Origin of the sequence: Corynebacterium lowii, assembly GCF_001412085.1 — a bacterium.
In the GTDB taxonomy this organism is placed as follows: Bacteria; Actinomycetota; Actinomycetes; order Mycobacteriales; family Mycobacteriaceae; genus Corynebacterium; species Corynebacterium lowii.
This window is the reverse complement of record NZ_LKEV01000001.1, coordinates 613,874-632,466: the sequence shown is the minus strand read 5'-3', so window position 1 is coordinate 632,466 and position 18,593 is coordinate 613,874. Positions and strand designations below refer to the sequence as shown.

Here is an 18,593-nt window from a genome sequence, read left to right as displayed (position 1 = left end):
TCGCCCCTGGGCTAGTCTCACTGCACATGACGGCTCAGGAATCCCAGGGCGTGCAGCGCGCTCTCCGCTCCCGGCACCTCATGATGATCGCCCTGGGCGGAGTGATCGGCTCCGGGCTCTTCGTCAGTTCCAGCTACACCATCGCCCAGGCCGGGCCGCTGGGAGCGGTGCTGGCCTATCTCATTGGCGCGGCCGTGGCGTGGATGGTCATGGCAAGCCTGGGGGAATTGGCCGTGGCCTTCCCCGATTCCGGGGCTTTGCCACCTATGCGCACAAGACCATCGGGCCCGCCGCAGGCTTCGTCACCGCCTGGTTGTATTGGCTGTGTTGGGTGGCGGCCCTGGCCTCGGAGTTCACCGCCAGCGCACTCATTATGGGCCGCTGGTTCCCCGGCGTGGATACCTGGGTGTGGTGCCTCCTTTTTGCCGCCGCGCTCTTTGGGCTCAATGCCTATTCCGTGCGCTGGTTCGGGGAGGCGGAATCGTGGTTTTCCACCGTCAAGGTGGCCACCATCGTCGTCTTTATCGTTCTCGGCGCCGCCCTGATTCTGGGCTGGCGCGCCCCCGATTCCGGCGCCCCGCTCCTGGGGAACTTCCTCACCCCCGAGGGCCTCTTTCCCACCGGGTTGAGCGGTGTGGCGCTGACCACCCTGGCGGTGTTCTACGCCTTCTCCGGCACCGAACTCATCGCCATCACCGCCGGTGAAACCGCCGAACCACAGCGCACCATTCCACGGGCCCTGCGCGCCACACTGCTGCGGCTGCTGCTCTTCTTCGTCGGCGCGATCTTTGTGGTCGCGGCCCTGCTGCCCTATTCTCCCAACGGGGAGGCTGCCGAAGAGACGGTGGAGAACAGCCCCTTCGTGATGGTCTTTGAGCAGGCCGGTATCCCCTATGCCGCGGACCTCATGGCCATCGTGGTCATCATCGCCCTGCTCTCGGCCGGGAACTCCGGCCTCTACGCCTGCTCGCGCCTGCTTTATTCCCTGGCGCACAAGGGGCAATTACCCGCCGCCTTTGGGCGCACCACCGCCAAGGGCGTGCCCCTGCTGGCGGTGGCGGTGAGCCTGGCGGGCGGGCTCTTCTCCCTGTTCAACAGCGTGCTCTCCCCCGGTGGGGTGTACCTGGCCCTGGTCTCCATCGCGGGCTTTGCCGTGGTGGCCGTGTGGATCATTATTGTGGTGGCCCACCTGAGTTACCGGCGCGCCTACCTCGCCGCCGGTGGCTCGCTGGCCGATCTCCCCTACCGCGCCCCCGGCTATCCCTGGGTGCCCTACCTGACTCTGGCCGCCTGCCTCGTCTCCCTGGTTGCCGTGGCCTTCGACCCCAATCAGGTGGCCGCTCTCCTCTTCGGCGTCCCCTTCGTGGTGTTGTGCCTGGCTATCTACTATCTCGTTGTTGCGCCAGCCGGGCGATCTCCCCAGGGCCTACCCGGCAACAGCCGCCGAGAAGGGCCACGGGGGCGTCGATAAGCGCCAAGGGTGATTCCTGGGGTGCGGATACCCAGCGCCGGGCGGCGGCGTCCCAGCGTTCCCCGGAGTTGGGGTAGGCCAGCAGCGGCACCGTGGTTTCCTGGGCCAGGAGGTTGAGGGCCTGGCGGGCCTGCCCGGCGCTGCAACAATTGACCCCCACCGCGCACAGGGTGGGAATCTGCTCCACCAGGCGGGTGGCGTCGAGCAGGCTGGACCCATCGCGCAGGCGGCCACCTGACACCGTGAAACTCACCGCCACCGGGGTGGTGCCTGGCATGTCAGAGAGCACCCGCGCCAGGGCCTCGGCCTCGATAAGGGAGGGGATGGTTTCCGCGAGGAGGAGGTCAGGGCCGGTGCCCGCCAGAATCTCCGCGCGGGGTGCGTGCCAGCGCGCCAGTTCCCGCGCACTCTTGCGATAGGCGCCGTCGTACTCCGTGCCCTCGCCCGGCCCGGCCCCATAGGGGCCTATCGACGCCGCCACCCAGTGAGGTTCGCCCGTGGCTTCTTCCGCCTGCCGGGCCGCCTCGCGGGCAAGACGCACGCTGCATTCCAGCAGGTCCTGGGTGCGCTGCCCGCAGCCCTCGAAGGTCACCTGATAGGAGCAAGTGGTGGCGATCTGCGCCCCGGCGGCGAAGAAATCGGCGTGGGCGGCGCGCACCTCGGCGGGCTTGTCCTCCAAAATCTGGGCGGACCACAGCGCCCCGCTGATGTCATGGCCGCGCTGCTCTAGGTGGGTGCCCAGGCCGCCGTCGAGAAGCAGCGGGGTTCCTGCGGTAGCGGTTTTTGCGGCGGCGCGCAGGTGCTCCAGAAAGGTCATTGCCCCTCCCCATAGCGTTGATAGGCTTCCAGGAAACCTCTGGCGCGCTCGGCCTTGGGGGCGCGGTCCGCCCAGCGGTAGAACTCCGCGTTGTGCCCGCCGGGTACGAAGGTGTGCACGAGTTCGTGGATCAGCACGGCGTCGAGCACATAGCCCGGCACCTCCCGAAGCCGATCGCTGAGCCGAATCTCCCCGGTGCCCACGGTGCAGGAACCCCAGCGGTGCCTCTGATTGCTCACCCACCGCACCGAGGTGGCCCGGGCGCGCCCCTCCAAGTACTGCTCGTTGAGCCTGCGGGCGCGCTGCTCTAGCTCCTCGGCGCTATCGCGGGTGGAAATCTTGCGACGCAACGAGGCCACCACCTGCGCCACCGCGTGCTCCCGATCCGCCGCACTCATCGCGGCGGGCACGCGCACCTGAATCCGCCCATCGACCAGGCGCGCCTGCACGGACTTCCGACGCCGCGCCGAGGCAATCACCTCCACCTCGGGTTCTTCTGCGCTTTGTGGTTGTGCAGCGGACATGCCACGGAAGTGTACCTATGCTGTATCTGTGGAGGGAAGAAACGGGGGATTAACGATGGATATGGTGGTACTCGCCCAGGCCGCGCAGGTGTTGGTGCGCGATGAACGGCACGTGCAATGCGGGGTGGATTCCCGGCGCGCCGGAATTATCGAGGTGCCCGACGCCCGAGCCGTCGCTACGGCTCTGAGGGAATTGCGCCAGCCCACAGCGCGCACCGAGGTCATCGCGCGCCTGTGCGAGGCGGGGTTGCCACCCCTGGCCGCCGCCTCCCTCCTCCACGAGCTGCTGGCCTATCGGGTGCTGCGTGTGCCCTCCCACCTGCGTCGGCCGGTGACCATCGTGGGGCGCAGCCCCTTAGCCCGGCTCAGCGCCGACCTGCTCCGCCAATCCGGGCTCACCGTGCGCCACGCCCTCGGTGCGCGCGACCTCGCTCAGGCGCGCGGCCCGGTGCTCGTGATTGATTGCGCGGATCGCTACGCCCACCTCAGCCCGCTGCTCCTCGCGCACTGCCCCACCTTCCTGCCCGCCCTGCTTATCGACGCCCAGGGGATCATCGGCCCCTTACGCCTCCGGGGAGCAGGCCCCTGCCCGCTGTGCTACGTTCTGCACCGCAACGAGGAGGACCCGCGCTGGTTCCCCGTGCTCGCCCAACGGGATTCCGCCCGCTCCCCCGCCACTGTTCTCCACGCCACGGCGGCTCGGTTGAGCGCCCTGGGTGCTTGGTTGGCGGGCGTTCAACCCGAGCCTCCGGGGCATGCCCCGATGACCTTGAGGCCCGGCGAGGTACTGCGCCTCTCCCCCTATAGCCCCGGCGATATGGAGGAACGCAGCGCGCTAGCAGCCCACCCGCGCTGCGTGCTGTGCGCCCCCTCAGCGGTAGGCGTCCAGGGTTTCTAGCAGCGAGGTCCCAAAGCTCTCCACCTTCACCGGCCCCACCCCGGAAATATCCAGCAGCTCCTCCTCCGTGGCGGGCAGGGCCTCCGCGATAGCCACGAGGGTGGCATCGGTGAACACGATATAGGGCGGCTTCTGCATTTCCTTGGCCAGCGCGCTGCGCCAGGCCCGCAGCCCCTGGAATACTGCGGCGTCCTCTCCCGCGGGGCAATCCTCGTGGCGGCCCAGTTGCTTCTCCGTGGCCCCGTGCAGGGGGCGGCCACACACCCGGCAGCGCTTGGCCTTGGTGCTGCGCGGGGGCACCTCTCGCACATCGAGTTCCGGGGCCACCCCGTCGAGGAATCGCGTGCGCTTGCGCGAGGCCCGGCCACCCTCCTGACGCGCCAGCGACCAGGAAAGATGCAGGTGCTCCCTGGCGCGGGTGATACCCACGTAGAACAGGCGGCGCTCCTCCTCGATCTGGTGGTCACCGGCCTTAATGGCATGGCTGATGGGCAACATATTCTCGGTGAGGCCCACCAAAAAAACCGCGTCCCACTCCAGGCCCTTGGCCGCGTGCAAGCTCGCCAGAGTGACCCCCTGCACCGTGGGGGGCTGCTTGGAATCCGCGCGGCGGCGCAACTCCGCGAGCAGACCGAATAAGTCCAAGCCCTCAATATCCCTGGCCAACTCCTCGGAGAGATCGGCCAGGGCTCCCAAGAGCTGCCAGCGCTCCCTGGCCTGGGCACCGCTGGGTTCGGTTTCCGTAAGACCCAGGGGCGCCAGAATCCGGCGCACCAGGGCGCCCAGAGGAAGATCCGGGAGGTCGCCCGCATTGGCCGCCCGCACCATCTGCCCAATGGCCTGAGTGACCTCGGCGCGCTGAAAGAAGCCCTCCCCGCCGCGCACCTGGTAGACAATTCCGGCCTCGGAAAGCGCCTGTTCAAAGGCCGCCGATTGGGAGTTAATGCGGTAGAGCACCGCTATCTCCGAGGCCGGTACACTCCGGCTGAGCAGAGTGAGAATCTGCCCGGCCACCTCGCGGGCCTCGGTGGGTTCATCGGCATAAGAGTGGTATTCCGGCTCCGGGCCGGGCGCGCGCATACCTTCCAAACGCAAGCGGGTACCCGCCAGGCGGCCACTGGCTTTATCAATAACCTCATTGGCCAGCTCCGTGATCTGCGGAGTGGAGCGATAATCGCGCTGCAACTTCAATACCGTGGCGTGCGGATAACGGCGGGAAAAACGCAGCAGATTCTCCGGACTGGCCCCGGTGAAGGAATAAATCGTCTGGTTGGCATCTCCCACCACCGTGATGTCGTCGCGTTCCCCCAACCAGGCATCGAGCACCCGCTGTTGAAGGGGTGTGACGTCCTGGTACTCATCCACCACAAAGCTGCGGTAACGCTCGCGGAACTCCTCGGCTACCGCCTGGGAACTCTCCAGGGCTCCGGCGGTGTGCAAAAGGAGGTCGTCAAAGTCCAACAGCATGCCCTCGTGTGAGGTCTTGGCGGCTTCGTAGCGTCGGTACACCTCCGCCACCTTCTGCGCGGAGGTCGGCGGGGTGCGGTGGGTGCCCTGGATACGCTCGGCGTACTCGTCCGCCGTGACCAGGGAGGCTTTGGCCCACTCGATCTCGCCCAGCAGATCGCGCAGCATTTCCGTGGTTGGTTCTACCCCTGCCCCACGCGCAGCGCGGCCAATCAGGGGGAACTTATTGTCCAACAATTTCCACGGCAAATCGCCCGCCACCTGCGGCCAGAAGTAGCGCAATTGGCGCAGCGCCGCCGCGTGAAAGGTCAAAGACTGCACCCCGCCAATACCCATGTGATTGAGGCGATCGCGCATCTCTCCGGCGGCCCGAGAAGTAAAAGTTACCGCCAGCACCCGCTGCGGGGCCACAAAGCCCTGACCAATGAGGTGGGCCATGCGATAGGTAATCGTGCGGGTTTTACCCGTACCCGCACCCGCCAAGATACACACCGGGCCGCGCGGCGCAGTGGCCGCTACCCGCTGATCTTCGTCGAGGTCAGCGAGATTCAATGCCGACTGACTCATAGATCGTCCACGTCCTGACCCATCACGCGGCGCACGTAGAGCAGACGGTCCCCCGGCTCCACCGTTTCCGCCTCCGGGGAGTCAATGCGGTACAGCTCCCCGGAGCGCACCACGCCCAACACAATATCGGCCAGGTGGCGCGGGTTCGCTCCCACCTCGTCCTCGGCCACCGGACGCTCCGCCACGGAGAAGCCCTCATCCGGGGAAAGCAGATCCTCCATCATCTCCACCACCGAGGGGGTCACGGTGGCCAGGCCTAGCATGCGCCCGGCCGTCTCCGAGGAAATGACCACGGAATCCGCCCCGGATTGTTCCAGGAGGTGTTGATTTTCCGATTCCCTCACGCTGGCCACGATCATGGCGCTCGGGGCGAGCTCGCGCACCGATAGCGTGACGAGCACCGCCGTATCGTCCAGGTTGGGGGCCACCACCACGGAACGCGCGCGGCTCACACCTGCGATCTTGAGCACATCGGCCTTGGTAGCCGAGCCATGTACCGTCACCAACCCTTGATTCTCAGCCTTGGATAGCGCCACGCGGTCCGTATCAATCACCACGATCTGGTGGGCCGGGACGCCGTCGGCAAGCAAAGCCGCCACGGCGGAACGTCCCTTGGTGCCATAGCCAACGACGATGGTGTGATTGCGCACTCGATTCCTCCAACGCTGTATTTGCAGAGACTTCCGCGATTCCTCCGTGAGCACCGAGAGCGTCGTGCCCACCAAGATGATAAGGAAGGCGATGCGCAAGGGGGTGATGAGCAAGATATTGACCACGCGTGCACCCTGGGTGACCGGCGTAATATCGCCATATCCCGTGGTAGAAAGCGAGACGGCCGAATAATACAGCGCGTCAATGAAGGTGAGCTGCTCCGAATAGCCATCACGGTCCATGTAGACGATGACCGCCACAAATACCAGCAAGATGAGCGCATAGCCCACGCGGGTACCGATGAGCACCCACGGGCTGCTGCGCGGCTTGCCCGGAATGGAGATCACCCCGAGGAGGGCGTGCACCGGCATGGCGCTGAGCTGACCATCGGCGCGAAAACGCTCCCGAAATCTCTTAGCCACCGCTCCTCCTTGCTTGCCTTCTTAACGATCCCCTGACACCTTAATCCCCTTCTGTGTCCCCGTGGGATGGCACCTAAGAATCCCGGGTGGATTGTGTGATGAGCTGAGCCAACTCCTCACGATCCGGCAGATGCTCCGGCTCCAAGGTACGATTCCAGGCCACGTAGTGAAACACCGCCCGGATATTCTGCGTACCCAAAAGCTCGCTCAGCGCCACCCGGTACACCGCCAGCTGAATCTCCGCCGCGCGGCGCTGCGGCCCCATCGGCGGAGCTCCTGTTTTCCAATCCACGATGATCCACTCGCCGGTTTCCTGATCTTGGAAGATCGCGTCCACGCGCCCGCGCACCACCGCCTCGCCAATGCTCACTTCAAAGGGGTGCTCCACATACACCGGCGTGCGCTGCGCCCACTCGCTTTCCAGGAAGGCCTTTTTCAGCCGCTCCACATCCACCGGGGTTTCCTCCGGCTCTCCCAGGCCCGGCAACTGGTCCTCATCGAGCAAGCCCGCGCCACCAAAACGCTCCTCCAACCACTCGTGGAAGGCCGTGCCGCGCTTGGCATAGGAATTGGGTTTAAACGGCACGGGGCGGCGCTGACGCCGGGCAAACTGCACTGGGTCTGCTTTGAGATTCACCAGGTCACTCGCCGTGAGTTCACCGGGGAGCTCCACCTCCACCACGGGGGTACTCAGGGCCTCCTGCTCCTCACACAGCGCGGTCACGTCCGCCTCCCACTGGCTAAAGAGCTCGCCTTCCTCCTGAGCGGGCAGATTTTCCAGGGCCGCGCGCACTGCTTCCGCTCCCCTACCTAAGGCCGCCGGGACCCCAGCAGCGGGGAACCGAGCCTCGGCGGGGGGCGGGGGGCTGGGAAGTTCCTGTTCCTCGCCATCTGCGAGGTCTTGGGCGCCGTACCACGTCACGACGCCCCCCGGAGCCTGCTCTTTGAGGGCTTCCAGGTGAGCGTAGGGGGCCACCGGCTTTGTGGCCCCACGCAGGGAACTACCGCTGACCATGAGGCAACGCTCCGTGCGGGTGAGCGCCACGTAGAAAAGCCGCGTGGCCTCCTCGGCCTCGGCCTCGCGCACGGCGGCCAGATACTCCTTGCCCGCCTCCTCAAACTCCTTGCGGTTTTCTACTCCCGCAGGCAGGAATACCGGGCTATCCTGGCTCGCGCTCGTGGCCTCCTGCACCTCCCCGCGCAGGGTGGCCGGAACCCTCTTGATCTGGGTGAGAAAGGTCTGCGCCTTGGTATCCCAGGTGGACTTATCCGCGTGCGGCACCGCCACGTATTCCCATTCCAGACCCTTGGACTTGTGCACCGTCATAATCTGCACTCGGTCGCTGCGCAGGCTCACCGCCCCCGGTTCCAGGCCACGATCCTTGGAACGAGCCAGATCGCAATAATCCAGGAAACCACCCAGGGTGGCCCCCGGAATGGCAGAGAAACCCGAGGCCTCTTCTAAGAGGCGATCCAGGTGCACGGTGCCCACCGCGCCATCGGCAAAGGGATCACGGCGCGCCAGCACCTCCGTGCGCACCCCCATCACCTGCTCAATATCACCCAGAATCTCCACCAAGGGCTTGCCCAGGCTACGGGTGCGTAACAAACGCAGCTTTGAGGCGAGGGATTCCACACGTCGGCGGCCCTCCTCGCTGATTCCAGCCCCCTCGCCCAGATCGGCCACGGCATCACCCAGCCCCGCCTTCTGCTCCCTATCCAGGGGCAGAGCCTCGGCCACCATGCGGCGCAGCTTCTCCTCCGGGTCTCGCGTTTCTTCCACAACAGGGTCCCGATCCGCGCGGGCACGCCCCGCCAGGTTGCGGGCGCGCTGGGAAAGTGCGCGCACGTCCGCCCAACCCAGCCCCACTGCGGGGCCGGTGAGGATGCGCAGGGCGGCGGCATCGTCAAAGGGGCGGATCATCAGCCGTGCCACCGCGAGCACATCGGCCACCTCCGGGACGTCGATAAGCCCGCCTAAGCCCACGATCTCGCAGGGCACCCCGCGCTGTTCCAGTTCCGCGGCGAGCGGGGCGCTGTGCTTATTGGCGCGCACGAGAATGGCGGCGCTAAAGGGCTTTTCCTCGCGCTGGGCCTGCTCATAGTGCCGCGCCATGCGTTCGGCCACCCAGGCGCGCTCCTGTTCGATGGTGGCAAACCAGGAAAGTTCCACCTCTCCCTTTTCCTCCCCGAAGGCCACCAAGGGCGCCACCGTGCGCTGGGGATTATCGGGAGCGCCCAGCACCGTGGTGGACACGGCATTGGCGAGTTGGAGCACGGAATCGGGGTTGCGGAAACTCACCGTGAGTTCCTTCTTGGGCGCCGGGTGCTCGCCCGCCGGGAAGTCCTCCATGAAGGCCTCTAGGTTGGCCGCCGTGGCCCCGCGCCAGCCGTAGATGGCCTGCATGGGATCGCCCACCGCATTGACGGTGAGCGCGGAATCCTTGCCTCGACCATAGAGTTCGCGTAGCAGCACGCGCTGGGAATGGCTGGTGTCCTGGTATTCATCGAGCATGACCACGCGGTGCCTGCGCCGCTCCATGGCACCCACAGAATCGTGGTTGCTGGCCAGGTGGGCGGCCACCGCCATGTGTTCGGCAAAGGTCGCCACGCTCAGGCTGGCCAGTTCCTCGCGCAGAGCCACCACCAGGGGCAGGTATTGCAGGCGGTGCTCCTGGGCGGCCAGCCACTTCTGCATGGTCTTATTGAGTTCTTTGCGCTGGCCCTTAGCTGGGGGGAGGTCCTGCATATCTTTGATGAGGGCTTCTGATTCCTCCCAGATCTGCCTCGGCTCAATCTGGTGATTGAGCATTTCCCCATGCAGGGCCAGCAGGTTATCCACCACGGTATCCGGGGTGTGTTCCACACCGAGGACACCCCGATAATTGCGCACCACACGGGAGGCGATGGTGAATAGTTCCGTCTCCGAGATGCGCCTGGCCTGCGGTTCCACGGGGGCCAGCAGGCCGTACTCCTTGACCAGGCGGCCCGCATAAGCATCGTAGGTGAGCACCATCGGCTGCGCGTTTTCCAGGTGCTTGGCCAACTCCCCGCTGGGGTCCACATCCCTCAGTGCTGGGCTGAGCGCCAGGCTGCGCAGACGGCCCCGGATACGCTGGCGCAACTGCTGGGCGGCCTTGCGGGTAAAGGTGAGGCCCAAAATCTGATCCGGCTCCGCATAGTCATTGGCCACCAGCCACACCGCGCGGGAGGCCATCGTTTCCGTCTTGCCCGCACCGGCACCGGCCACCACAAGCATGGGACCGGGCGGGGCGGCAATCACTTCCGCCTGCTGCTCCGTGGGTTGATTACGGCCTAAGAGGGCGGCGAGTTTGTTAGGGCTGATCTGCCCCGTGGTTTTAGCAAGCAACGGTGGATTTCCCTTCTGGTTGCACCGGGCACACCAGCTTTAAGGCGCACTTATCGCAGTGTTCGTTCACGCGGGCCAGCAGGTGTGGGCCGCGCAGTTCCTCGGCCAGGGTGGGCAGGTGCTCCTCCACCTCGGCCAATTCCTCCGGGGTCAGCGCCGCCTGCTCGCGGGTGGTTACCGACTGAGCGTCCGTAGCCGGATAGACCAGCACCCCGCCGCCAATCTGGGGGTGGTTACTGCCCGCTCTTATTTCCCCGCCGCGAATCTCCCCACGAGCCAGGGCCAATTGATAGGCCCGCAGCTGCATGTTCTCTTCCGCCTTGGCCTGAGGAAGGACAGAGGCTCCCGTTTTAAGGTCCACGATGTAGTGGTCTCCCGCGGCGTCCTTGTCCAAGCGGTCCATGCGCCCGACGATCTCCACCGATTCCCCGATGGGCACCGCCACATTCATCTCCACACCCACGGCCACACCGCGTGCCTCAATCCAGGAGCAGGTGCGTGTGAGCAGCCGCTCCCACTCTTCTTTGACCTGCTCCTCACGCCACTGCGGGCCATCCTGGGAACCCAGCCAGGCCTGGGTGACGATCTCCTTGGCTTTATCGGCCTCCACCCCCCTGGCCAGGGCCTCGGCATAGGCATGCACGAGCGAGCCTTTGAGCAGATGCGGGGCGTCCTCGGTGGAGAGGTAACGTTCCCCCACCGCCCGCAGCGGACAGGCTTCTAGCGCCTCAATACGAGAGGGGGAAACGCGCACCCTACCCGGCACCACCAGGGTCTCCTGCGTGGAGGCCTCCCTGGCCGCCCACCACTGCTCCGGGTGCGCTCCGGGCACCCCGGCCTCGGCCAATCGGGCCAACTGCCGGGCCGCCTGGCGGCGCACCGCCTCCGAGGTCTCCTCGGCACACACCGCGCGGCGCAGTTCCGCTACCGCTGCGGGTACGGAGAGCACGGCAAAGCGCGGAGCTTCGCTCCCCTCCGCCTCCGTGCTCGCCACCTCGCTAGAAGCGGCCTCCACGCGCTGAGCACCTTCTACCTCTTCGAGGAAACGCGAGGGCTCCTTGACCTCTTCGTCCTCTTCCTCCACGGCGGTGATCGCCAGATACTCGGTGGCCCGGCTGGCCGCCACGTGAAAAAGACGGCGCTCTTCTTCCATCTTCTCCTTGGTGCGGCCGATAATCACCTCGGGGTCAATGCCCACGTCCACCAGGTCTAGGAACTCCTCTTGTTCAAAGAGCGTGCCCGTCTCCCCCAGAGCGGGCCAGGCATCATCTTGTACCCCCACCATCAATACCGCGCGCCACTGGCGGCCCGCCGCACCATGAGCGGTGAGCACCGTGACGGCCTCGGGGGCCGCCGCGCGACGATCGCGCACGCCCGTGGGCAATTCCTGCTGCTCGATGTGCTCGATGAAGGCGTCCACGCTGGCATTGGGGCGGCGCTCCACGTAGTCACCGGCGGCGTCGAAAAGCGCCATCATAGCGTCCAGGTCACGATCCGCCTGGGAGCCCGCCGCACCGCCACGCAGTGCTGCCGCGGAGAGGCGTTCCGAAAGGCCCGTGGCCTGCCACAATTCCCAGAGCACCTCCTCCACGGAGCCGCCATCATTGCGCGCCACGGAGGCCGCGCCGAGTACTTCGCGCATGCGGGTGAGAATGTCCCATTCGCGCTCCGTGAGTACCTCGCGCAACCCCTCCTCGGTCTCCTCATCGTGGGGAATAGCGGGGTCGATAAGGCGGCGCAGCGTGACCATCGCTCGGGTGGACATCTCCCAGCGGCGCAGGCCGCGCAGCAGGCGGCGCAGGGTCACCGGGTCCGCACCGCCCACCGGGCCGAGCAATAGGTCCTCAAGCTCTGTGGCGTCGAGCGGTTGGCGCAGCGCCTTGATTCCCAGAATCATGCCCGCCACCACGGGCTGCTGGGCCAGCACCATATCCGTGGCCTCGATGTGCACGGGGATACCGGCGCTTAGGAGCACGCGGCGCACGGGGTCAATGTGCCCCGAGGAGCGCACGATCACCGCGATCTCGCTCCACGGCACCCCGTCAATGAGGTGGGCGCGGCGCAACGCATTGGTATAAAAGGCCTGCTCCGCCACCGCCGAGGACGCAACGTGGATGACCTTGGCGGGCTTACGGCGCGATTCCGGCAGGTGCACCTCGTGTTCCACCGGCAGGTTGCGTAAGAAATCCGGCGAGGCCCCCCGGAAACGGAAGATGGACTGTGCAGAGTCGCCGCCCACCACGGCGAGGCGTGCGCGATCAAGCAGGAGGGAAAGCAGTTCCCCGGAGAGCGGATCGAGGTGCTGGGCGTCGTCCACCAGCACCGTGTGCCAGAGGCCATCGAGTATGGAGGGCTCGGCGCGCAGCGCCCGCAAAGCCACGTTCACCAATTCCGAGGCGCTATAGGAATGTGCCTCGCTCAGAGCCATTGTTTGCTCGTATTCCCGCAGGAAGGTTCCCGCCGCCTCCCAAGCAGGCTTTCCATAGCGCTGCCCCAGCTCTTCTAGCGACGCCGCCCCCACTCCCCGCTCGGCGGCTCGCAACAGGAAATCGCGCAATTGGCGGGCAAAGCCCACCAGTTCCAAGGCTGGAACATAATCCGCAGGCCAGGGGCCACGGCCTTCCTCGGCATGGCCCGCCAGTAATTCTCGTATCACCGCGTCCTGCTCCGCGCCGGTGATGAGGCGAATCTTCTCCTCGCTGACGTGTCGCAACAGGGCAAAGGCCAAAGAGTGAATGGAGCGCACCGCGGGTTCCTCGGCGGCGTAGCGGCCCTGGCCCGCCAAAAGACGCTCGGTCAGCTCCCGGCGAAGCCTGCCCGCGGCGTCCTTGGAGGCGGTGACGATGAGCACACCCGAGGGGTCCGCGCCGTGAGCGATGGCCTGTACGGCGGTATCCACGAGGAAGGAACTCACCCCCGCCCCCGCCGGTCCCGTCACTCGCCAGCGCCCCCGCTGCGGCAGGCCCCCCGGTATTTCTTCCCACCGGCGTTCCCCCTCAGTGCGCCGCCGGGCGGTGAGCCGAACCTCGGGGGCTGGGGGGTATAGCGATGCTTCGGTCATGCCTCACATTGTGGCAGATAGGCGGGACAGCACCAGCCGAGCAACCCTCTCAATGTTCGAAACAATGTTCGTATACACCCCTCCGACCTGGGCACATACGTAGGCGCGGTATAGCACGGCGCGCACCGCCAACTGCTCTGCCTCGGGGATATGGCTAAACCTTTCAAAGACGCCCTCGTCGGTGGCCTCAATCAGCAAAGCATCCACCATCGCCTGAACGGCAGTGTATCCATGCGGGCGCAGTACCCCCACGAGGTCGGTAAGCACCGGACCCTCACCCTCCGCGTAGATCGTGGTGCCCAGCATATCCGCGTGTCCAATGCACACCGGGGCGTCAATGTCCTCGCGGGCGGCGCGGAGATCCTGAATGACCTCCCTCAGGCGAGCATCCATTAGTTCCATGTCCACGGCACCCACGTCCGGGGACCACGCGCAGCGATCGGCCACGGAAAAAATATCGTCCCCACCCGTATCGGGGCGCTCGCTGACCCCCACCAAGGCTGCCTCTAGACGCAGCGCCGCCACGATGGTCTCGTCCACGCGGGCCACCAGCGAGCCTTCCTGGAAGGTGGAGGCGCGCCAGCCTCCGGCCACAAAGCGCCCATCGGTGGAGCGTACGGGGCGCGCTACCTTGAGCCCCGGCACGTCGAGGCGATCGCGCACCCGCGCCGACCACGCCACGTGCGGCCCCACCGCACGTGAGAGCGCCACGGTGCCGATGCGCCACCCGTGATCCCAGGCGCTGCCAAGCGGGGTGGGTTCTGCGCCTTCCGCGTGAAAAACCGCCGCTACCTGGTCTGGCAACCCCTCCGAGCGGGGCTCAAGCGGGAAAATCTGTGCTGGTTTTGCAACTTTATTCACGGTGCCACCTTGGGGTAAGGCCACGGGTTGTATTTACACGTGGCGTTATCGTCCGAATAAACCTCGCTGGGGTCAAAGCCGGCAAGCTCAGAATTATTCAAGCTCAACGTCTGCTGCATCATCACCGGAGCCAGCTCGCCGTCGCGCGCGCAGGGCTCGTGCTCGGAAAAGCCGAGACCGTGGCCAACCTCGTGGTTGATGAGGTATTGGCGGTAACTGCCCAAATCGCCCTGGAAGGGTGTGGCTCCGCGCACCCAACGGGATTCATTAATCACCACGCGGTTGCCTGCCGAATAAAAGCAGCTGGTCTCCATCTCCAAGTTGGTGCCACACAACTCGTGCGTGGTGCCCACGGAGGTCAATTGAATCCGCATGGTGGGATCGTCCGAGTCCGTCACGTGTTCAAAGCGATAGGCGGAATCATGCGTCCAGCCCTTGGGGTTAGACAGGGTGGCATCAATCATGGAGGCCAGGGCGTCATCCCCGCCCAGGCCGGCGGTGTCCACGCCGCCTTCCACCTCAATGACGTAGCGCACGACCTTTTCTTTGCCCTCCCCTACTTTCATCCCGGGGGAGCCAATCACGCGATACGTTCCGTTTCCGCGTTCCGTGTAGGTACCTCCCGCGGGGAGGCGGTCTGCGGCAACCTTCAAATCCCCTTCGTCGGAGGGCACTGGGCCTCGCTTGGTCTCCTGCCCCTCCGTGCGGGTGTCCTGCGTCACTTCAGCCTGGGAGCCTTCCTCCGAGGCGGGAGCGGTGACCATATCCCACAACACCCATACGGTGATGACCGCGAGAACCGGAATAGCATAGGCACGCCAGCCGTAATCGCGGGCAAAACGCACCAGCGCACTGTCCGAGGAGGCCATTTAGGCCCCGGCAAAGCCCACGGCACGGGGGGTGGTGGCACCCATATCCACGTAGGCAACGGTGGCGTTGCGCACCAGGTAGGTTCGCCCCTTGGTGCCCTGGAGTTCCAATACGCCTTCGCCGCTGCTCAGGGATTGTGCGATGCGCTCTTTCAGATCCGCACCGGTGTCAGCCACGTGCACCACCAGTTCCCGCGGGGACTCTTGAAAACCGATCTTGATGTCCATAGCCTCTACAGCCTCTGCCTTCATCCTCTTCGACACGTACATGGAGATTCTTTAAGGGTTCCGCACCGGAGGTCCGGCGGTCATGGAACCATCATAGTCAGGTGTCGATAGTATCTAAGGTGTGTCTGTAGGAAGCAACAGCCCAACCTTCGCGGAACTCGGCGTGGCCGTGGAAATCACGGACGCGCTCAGGGAGAGAGGGATAGAGCGCACCTTCGCCATCCAAGAACTCACTCTGCCGCGTGCTCTCGACGGCCGCGACATCATCGGTCAGGCGCGCACCGGCATGGGTAAAACCTATGGTTACGGTATTCCCCTCCTCGATCGGGTCTTTGACGCGGCGGATATTCCCGAGCTCGACGGTACCCCCCGCGCCCTCGTAGTGGCCCCCACCAGGGAACTGGCCGATCAGGTGGGAGAGGATCTGCGCCGCGCCGCCGCGTATCTTCCCCTCACCGTGGCTACCATCGTCGGTGGGCGGGGCTACGAGGAGCAGATCGACGCCCTGCGCAGCGGGGCCGACGTCGTGGTGGGCACGCCCGGCCGCCTGCTCGACCTCCATTCCTCTGGTTCCCTCGACCTCACCCAGGTAGCCATTCTGGTGCTGGACGAGGCCGATGAGATGCTGGATCTGGGCTTCCTTCCCGCCGTGGAAAAGATCATGAAGGCGCTGACCCACCCGCACCAGACCATGCTCTTTTCCGCCACCATGCCCGGCGCGATTTTGGCGCTGGCCCGCGGGTTCATGGATCACCCCCTGCATATCCGCGCCGAGGTGGGCGAGGAAAAACCCACCCACGATCGCATCCGGCAGATCCCCTTCCAGGCGCACCGCATGGATAAGCCCGCTATCTTGGCCAAAATCCTTCAGACTCCCGGCCGCGGACGCACCATCATCTTCACCCGCACCAAGCGCTCCGCCGCCCAATTGGCAGAGGATCTGGCTCAGGCGGGCTTCACCGTGGGCACCGTACATGGCGATCTACCGCAAAATATCCGTGAGAGTTCCCTCCAGGCCTTCCGCGATCGCCGCTTTGAGATCCTGGTGGCTACCGACGTCGCCGCGCGCGGCATCGACGTCGATGACGTCACCCACGTCATCAACTATCAGGTGCCGGACGATCCCATGACCTACATTCACCGCATTGGCCGCACCGGGCGCGCGGGCCACAGCGGCACGGCGGTGACCCTCATCGGCTATGACGAGGTAAATAAGTGGCAGATCATCAATGAGGAGAACTCCCTGGGCTTTGGCGAACCCGCGCAGTGGTTTTCCACCTCCCCGGAGCTCATTGAGGCCTTTGACCTCGACGCGAACACGGGGGATTCCGTGGGGCCGCCGCGCCGCGTCTTTGGTCTTGCACCGGCCCGCTCGGGCCTGGCGCGCGGGAGCAGGAAGGGGCAGAAAAACAGTGGGCGCGGGAGGCGTCGCCAGTGAATACTCCCCCGCTGCGCCGCACCCGGCGCGATCTCGCCGCCACGGCTGCCCTGGGGCTGCTGGCCGCCCTCGCGGTGGGCGGGGTGGTGTTGACCGCCCCGATTAGGGACGCTCATCCGAGCCCCAACCTTGAGGAATACCAGGCACCGCCCTCGCTGAGCGCGGTGCCCACCGGCTTGCAGGAATCCTGGCGGGTGCCCGATGCGCCAACGCCGGGGGTGAGCAAGCCGCTGTATTCCTATGGGCTCACCTTTACCCGCGATGCTCATTCTGTTTACGCCCGCGATGCCGCCGGTGAGGTGCGCTGGAGCTATGGGCGCGATGATGCCGAGATTTGCTCCCTGGGGGCCGCCTGGGGATCGGTAGTAGTGACGTATCGCACCCATGCCGGCTGCGGCGATGTGGTGGCGCTGAACGCCAAAACCGGGGAGTACAAGCACACCCGCAGTTCCCGCAACAGCGAGTTCACCTCCGCCATATCCTCCAACGATCGCGTGGGCACCGTAAGCGCGCAGCACGTGGAGTTATGGCGCTCCGATTTGGTGCGCACGGTGGAATACGGCGAGGTAGAGGCCAAACAAGAACCAGAGCTGCAACCCCACGAGGAATGTTCGCTTAGCTCCGCGCTCACCCGCAAGGATCTCCTGGCCGTGACCGAGACCTGCCCCGATCAGGATGGCTCGTGGCTGCGCTTGCAGGAGGCCACCCCGGAATCCTCCCGCGAGCCGAAGATCACCGGGGAGGTTCACCTCCCCCATGCCCAGGCGTGGCTGGTGGCCGTGGGGGAAAGCGCGGCCGCCGTGTATGTACCGGGCACCACCCCGCAGCTCATCTCCTATAACAAAGAGGGCACGGAACTCAGCCGCCGCGAGGTCCAGGCGTCTCCCCTCATGGAGGAAACGTCCCCGGATGAGGTCTTGTCTCCCCTCACGGCGGATCTTCCCACGCGCATGAGTTGGTTTGATGGTCAGCGGCTGTACCTCTTCCACCCCAGTGATCTCAGCGTGACGCAGGTTATCGAGGACGCCGAGGGCACCGGAGCCGGGGTCGCGGATCGCCTGCTCTATCCCACCGCCTCGGGTATTGCGGTAGCCGACGCCGAGAACGCGCACGTAGAGCGCACCCTTGAGGTTTCCCGCCCGCACACCCCTTCCTTCCTCGCCCTTTCAGTAGTGGGAGAAACGCTGGTGGAGCGCCAGGACGATACAACGGTGGGATACCGGCTTTCGTTCTAAAGCTCTAGCCCTCGTACACGCGGCTGGCCCAGGCCACCGCGCTGGGGCTAAACATGAGCACCAGCACCGCCGCCGCGGAAAGGCCCGTGGCCAACCCCAGAGGCCAGGCCCCAGCCCCCATCATGCTGAAAGATATGGGAACCAAGATGAGATTGAGCATGATGATGGGGCCACGCCCCAGACGCCCCCGGCCCCGCAGCACCGCCGCAGCCCCCACCACGACGGTGCCAAAAATAAGGAGGAAGAAGATCGCGGTGCCCAATCCCACCCACGCGGCATTGGGGCTATCGCTCACGATGGATTCATCGCGGGCGCCCGTCAGTTGGCGCACGATAAGCAGAATCGCATAGCCGATTCCCACGAGGGATTGCACGATGGATATGATCGCCGCCCAGCGGGCGGGGGCAGGGGGTGTCATACTCACGCGGGCAATTCTATCGCGCAGCGCCCGCCCGCTCAGAAAGTGATGGCGGGGGTTGGGTAGGCACAGAGTGATTTGACTTATGGGACACAGATAGTTTGATTCACTCTTCCGAAAAGTCCCAGTTCAGTGCTTTAAATAAGGGTAGGCTCACTAAAATTAAAACCCCTCCAGCCCCAACCAGTACCCCTCAAAGGCACTATATTTTGTGATTTATAGCACTTTTTAGGCCATAACCCTAGCCAAGATTGTTGATGCGTGCCATTATTTCCAGGTACCCAAAGCGACCGGCC

Annotated in this window: 13 protein-coding genes and 1 pseudogene; 4 read left to right on the top strand and 10 right to left on the bottom strand. The window is 65.4% G+C overall.

Translation table 11 applies throughout. The annotated features are described in order from the left end of the window. Positions 1 to 26: 26 nt before the first annotated feature. Positions 27 to 1,471, top strand: a pseudogene (locus tag Clow_RS03075) (amino acid permease). Here the strand turns inward: Clow_RS03075 and mmuM are convergent. Together mmuM and Clow_RS03065 are read right to left on the bottom strand one after the other, a co-directional pair. After that, entirely contained in the window at positions 1,380 to 2,288 is a 909-nt protein-coding gene (mmuM, locus tag Clow_RS03070; RefSeq protein WP_055176041.1) for a homocysteine S-methyltransferase, read from the bottom strand. The pseudogene Clow_RS03075 and the gene mmuM sit on opposite strands and share 92 nt — an antisense overlap. Beyond that, positions 2,285 to 2,812: a M48 metallopeptidase family protein gene (locus Clow_RS03065; RefSeq protein WP_055176038.1), complete on the bottom strand. Its 528-nt coding sequence runs from the start codon at positions 2,810 to 2,812 to the stop codon at positions 2,285 to 2,287. Before Clow_RS03065 ends, mmuM begins: the two co-directional genes overlap by 4 nt. A 28-nt stretch (positions 2,813 to 2,840) precedes the next feature. Here Clow_RS03065 and Clow_RS03060 point away from each other — a divergent pair, with 28 nt between their 5' ends. Then, positions 2,841 to 3,710 (top strand): hypothetical protein, encoded by an 870-nt coding sequence (locus Clow_RS03060; protein WP_156334556.1) that lies wholly within the window; start codon positions 2,841 to 2,843, stop codon positions 3,708 to 3,710. Here the strand turns inward: Clow_RS03060 and Clow_RS03055 are convergent. From Clow_RS03055 to Clow_RS03025, 7 genes are all read right to left on the bottom strand, one after another. Continuing rightward, positions 3,684 to 5,744: an ATP-dependent DNA helicase UvrD2 gene (locus tag Clow_RS03055; RefSeq protein WP_055176032.1), complete on the bottom strand. Its 2,061-nt coding sequence runs from the start codon at positions 5,742 to 5,744 to the stop codon at positions 3,684 to 3,686. The two genes, Clow_RS03060 and Clow_RS03055, sit on opposite strands and share 27 nt — an antisense overlap. Continuing rightward, positions 5,741 to 6,766 carry a potassium channel family protein gene (locus Clow_RS03050; RefSeq protein WP_055176340.1) on the bottom strand — a complete coding sequence of 342 codons (1,026 nt, stop codon included), beginning with the start codon at positions 6,764 to 6,766 and terminating at the stop codon, positions 5,741 to 5,743. Before Clow_RS03050 ends, Clow_RS03055 begins: the two co-directional genes overlap by 4 nt. 124 nt (positions 6,767 to 6,890) lie before the next feature. Then, the gene (locus Clow_RS03045) at positions 6,891 to 10,187 is read right to left on the bottom strand and encodes an ATP-dependent helicase (protein ID WP_055176029.1); all 3,297 of its coding nucleotides are present in this window, start codon (positions 10,185 to 10,187) and stop codon (positions 6,891 to 6,893) included. Further along, positions 10,177 to 13,248 (bottom strand): ATP-dependent DNA helicase, encoded by a 3,072-nt coding sequence (locus Clow_RS03040; RefSeq protein ID WP_082418485.1) that lies wholly within the window; start codon positions 13,246 to 13,248, stop codon positions 10,177 to 10,179. Before Clow_RS03040 ends, Clow_RS03045 begins: the two co-directional genes overlap by 11 nt. A 3-nt stretch (positions 13,249 to 13,251) precedes the next feature. After that, positions 13,252 to 14,109 carry a TIGR02569 family protein gene (locus Clow_RS03035; RefSeq protein WP_055176023.1) on the bottom strand — a complete coding sequence of 286 codons (858 nt, stop codon included), beginning with the start codon at positions 14,107 to 14,109 and terminating at the stop codon, positions 13,252 to 13,254. Beyond that, a complete protein-coding gene (locus Clow_RS03030; RefSeq protein WP_055176020.1) occupies positions 14,106 to 14,978 on the bottom strand; it encodes a DUF3152 domain-containing protein in 873 nt (290 codons plus the stop codon). The genes Clow_RS03035 and Clow_RS03030 overlap by 4 nt, the downstream gene beginning before the upstream one ends. Then, a complete protein-coding gene (locus Clow_RS03025; RefSeq protein WP_245625674.1) occupies positions 14,979 to 15,230 on the bottom strand; it encodes a DUF3107 domain-containing protein in 252 nt (83 codons plus the stop codon). Between the two features lie 97 nt (positions 15,231 to 15,327). Here Clow_RS03025 and Clow_RS03020 point away from each other — a divergent pair, with 97 nt between their 5' ends. Beyond that, a complete protein-coding gene (locus tag Clow_RS03020) occupies positions 15,328 to 16,644 on the top strand; it encodes a DEAD/DEAH box helicase (protein WP_055176017.1) in 1,317 nt (438 codons plus the stop codon). Further along, complete coding sequence (locus tag Clow_RS03015) at positions 16,641 to 17,879, top strand: Rv3212 family protein (protein WP_055176013.1); 1,239 nt, start codon at positions 16,641 to 16,643, stop codon at positions 17,877 to 17,879. Before Clow_RS03020 ends, Clow_RS03015 begins: the two co-directional genes overlap by 4 nt. A gap of 4 nt (positions 17,880 to 17,883) precedes the next feature. Here the strand turns inward: Clow_RS03015 and Clow_RS03010 are convergent, their stop codons facing one another. Continuing rightward, positions 17,884 to 18,297 (bottom strand): hypothetical protein, encoded by a 414-nt coding sequence (locus Clow_RS03010; protein ID WP_055176009.1) that lies wholly within the window; start codon positions 18,295 to 18,297, stop codon positions 17,884 to 17,886. Positions 18,298 to 18,593: the final 296 nt, after the last annotated feature.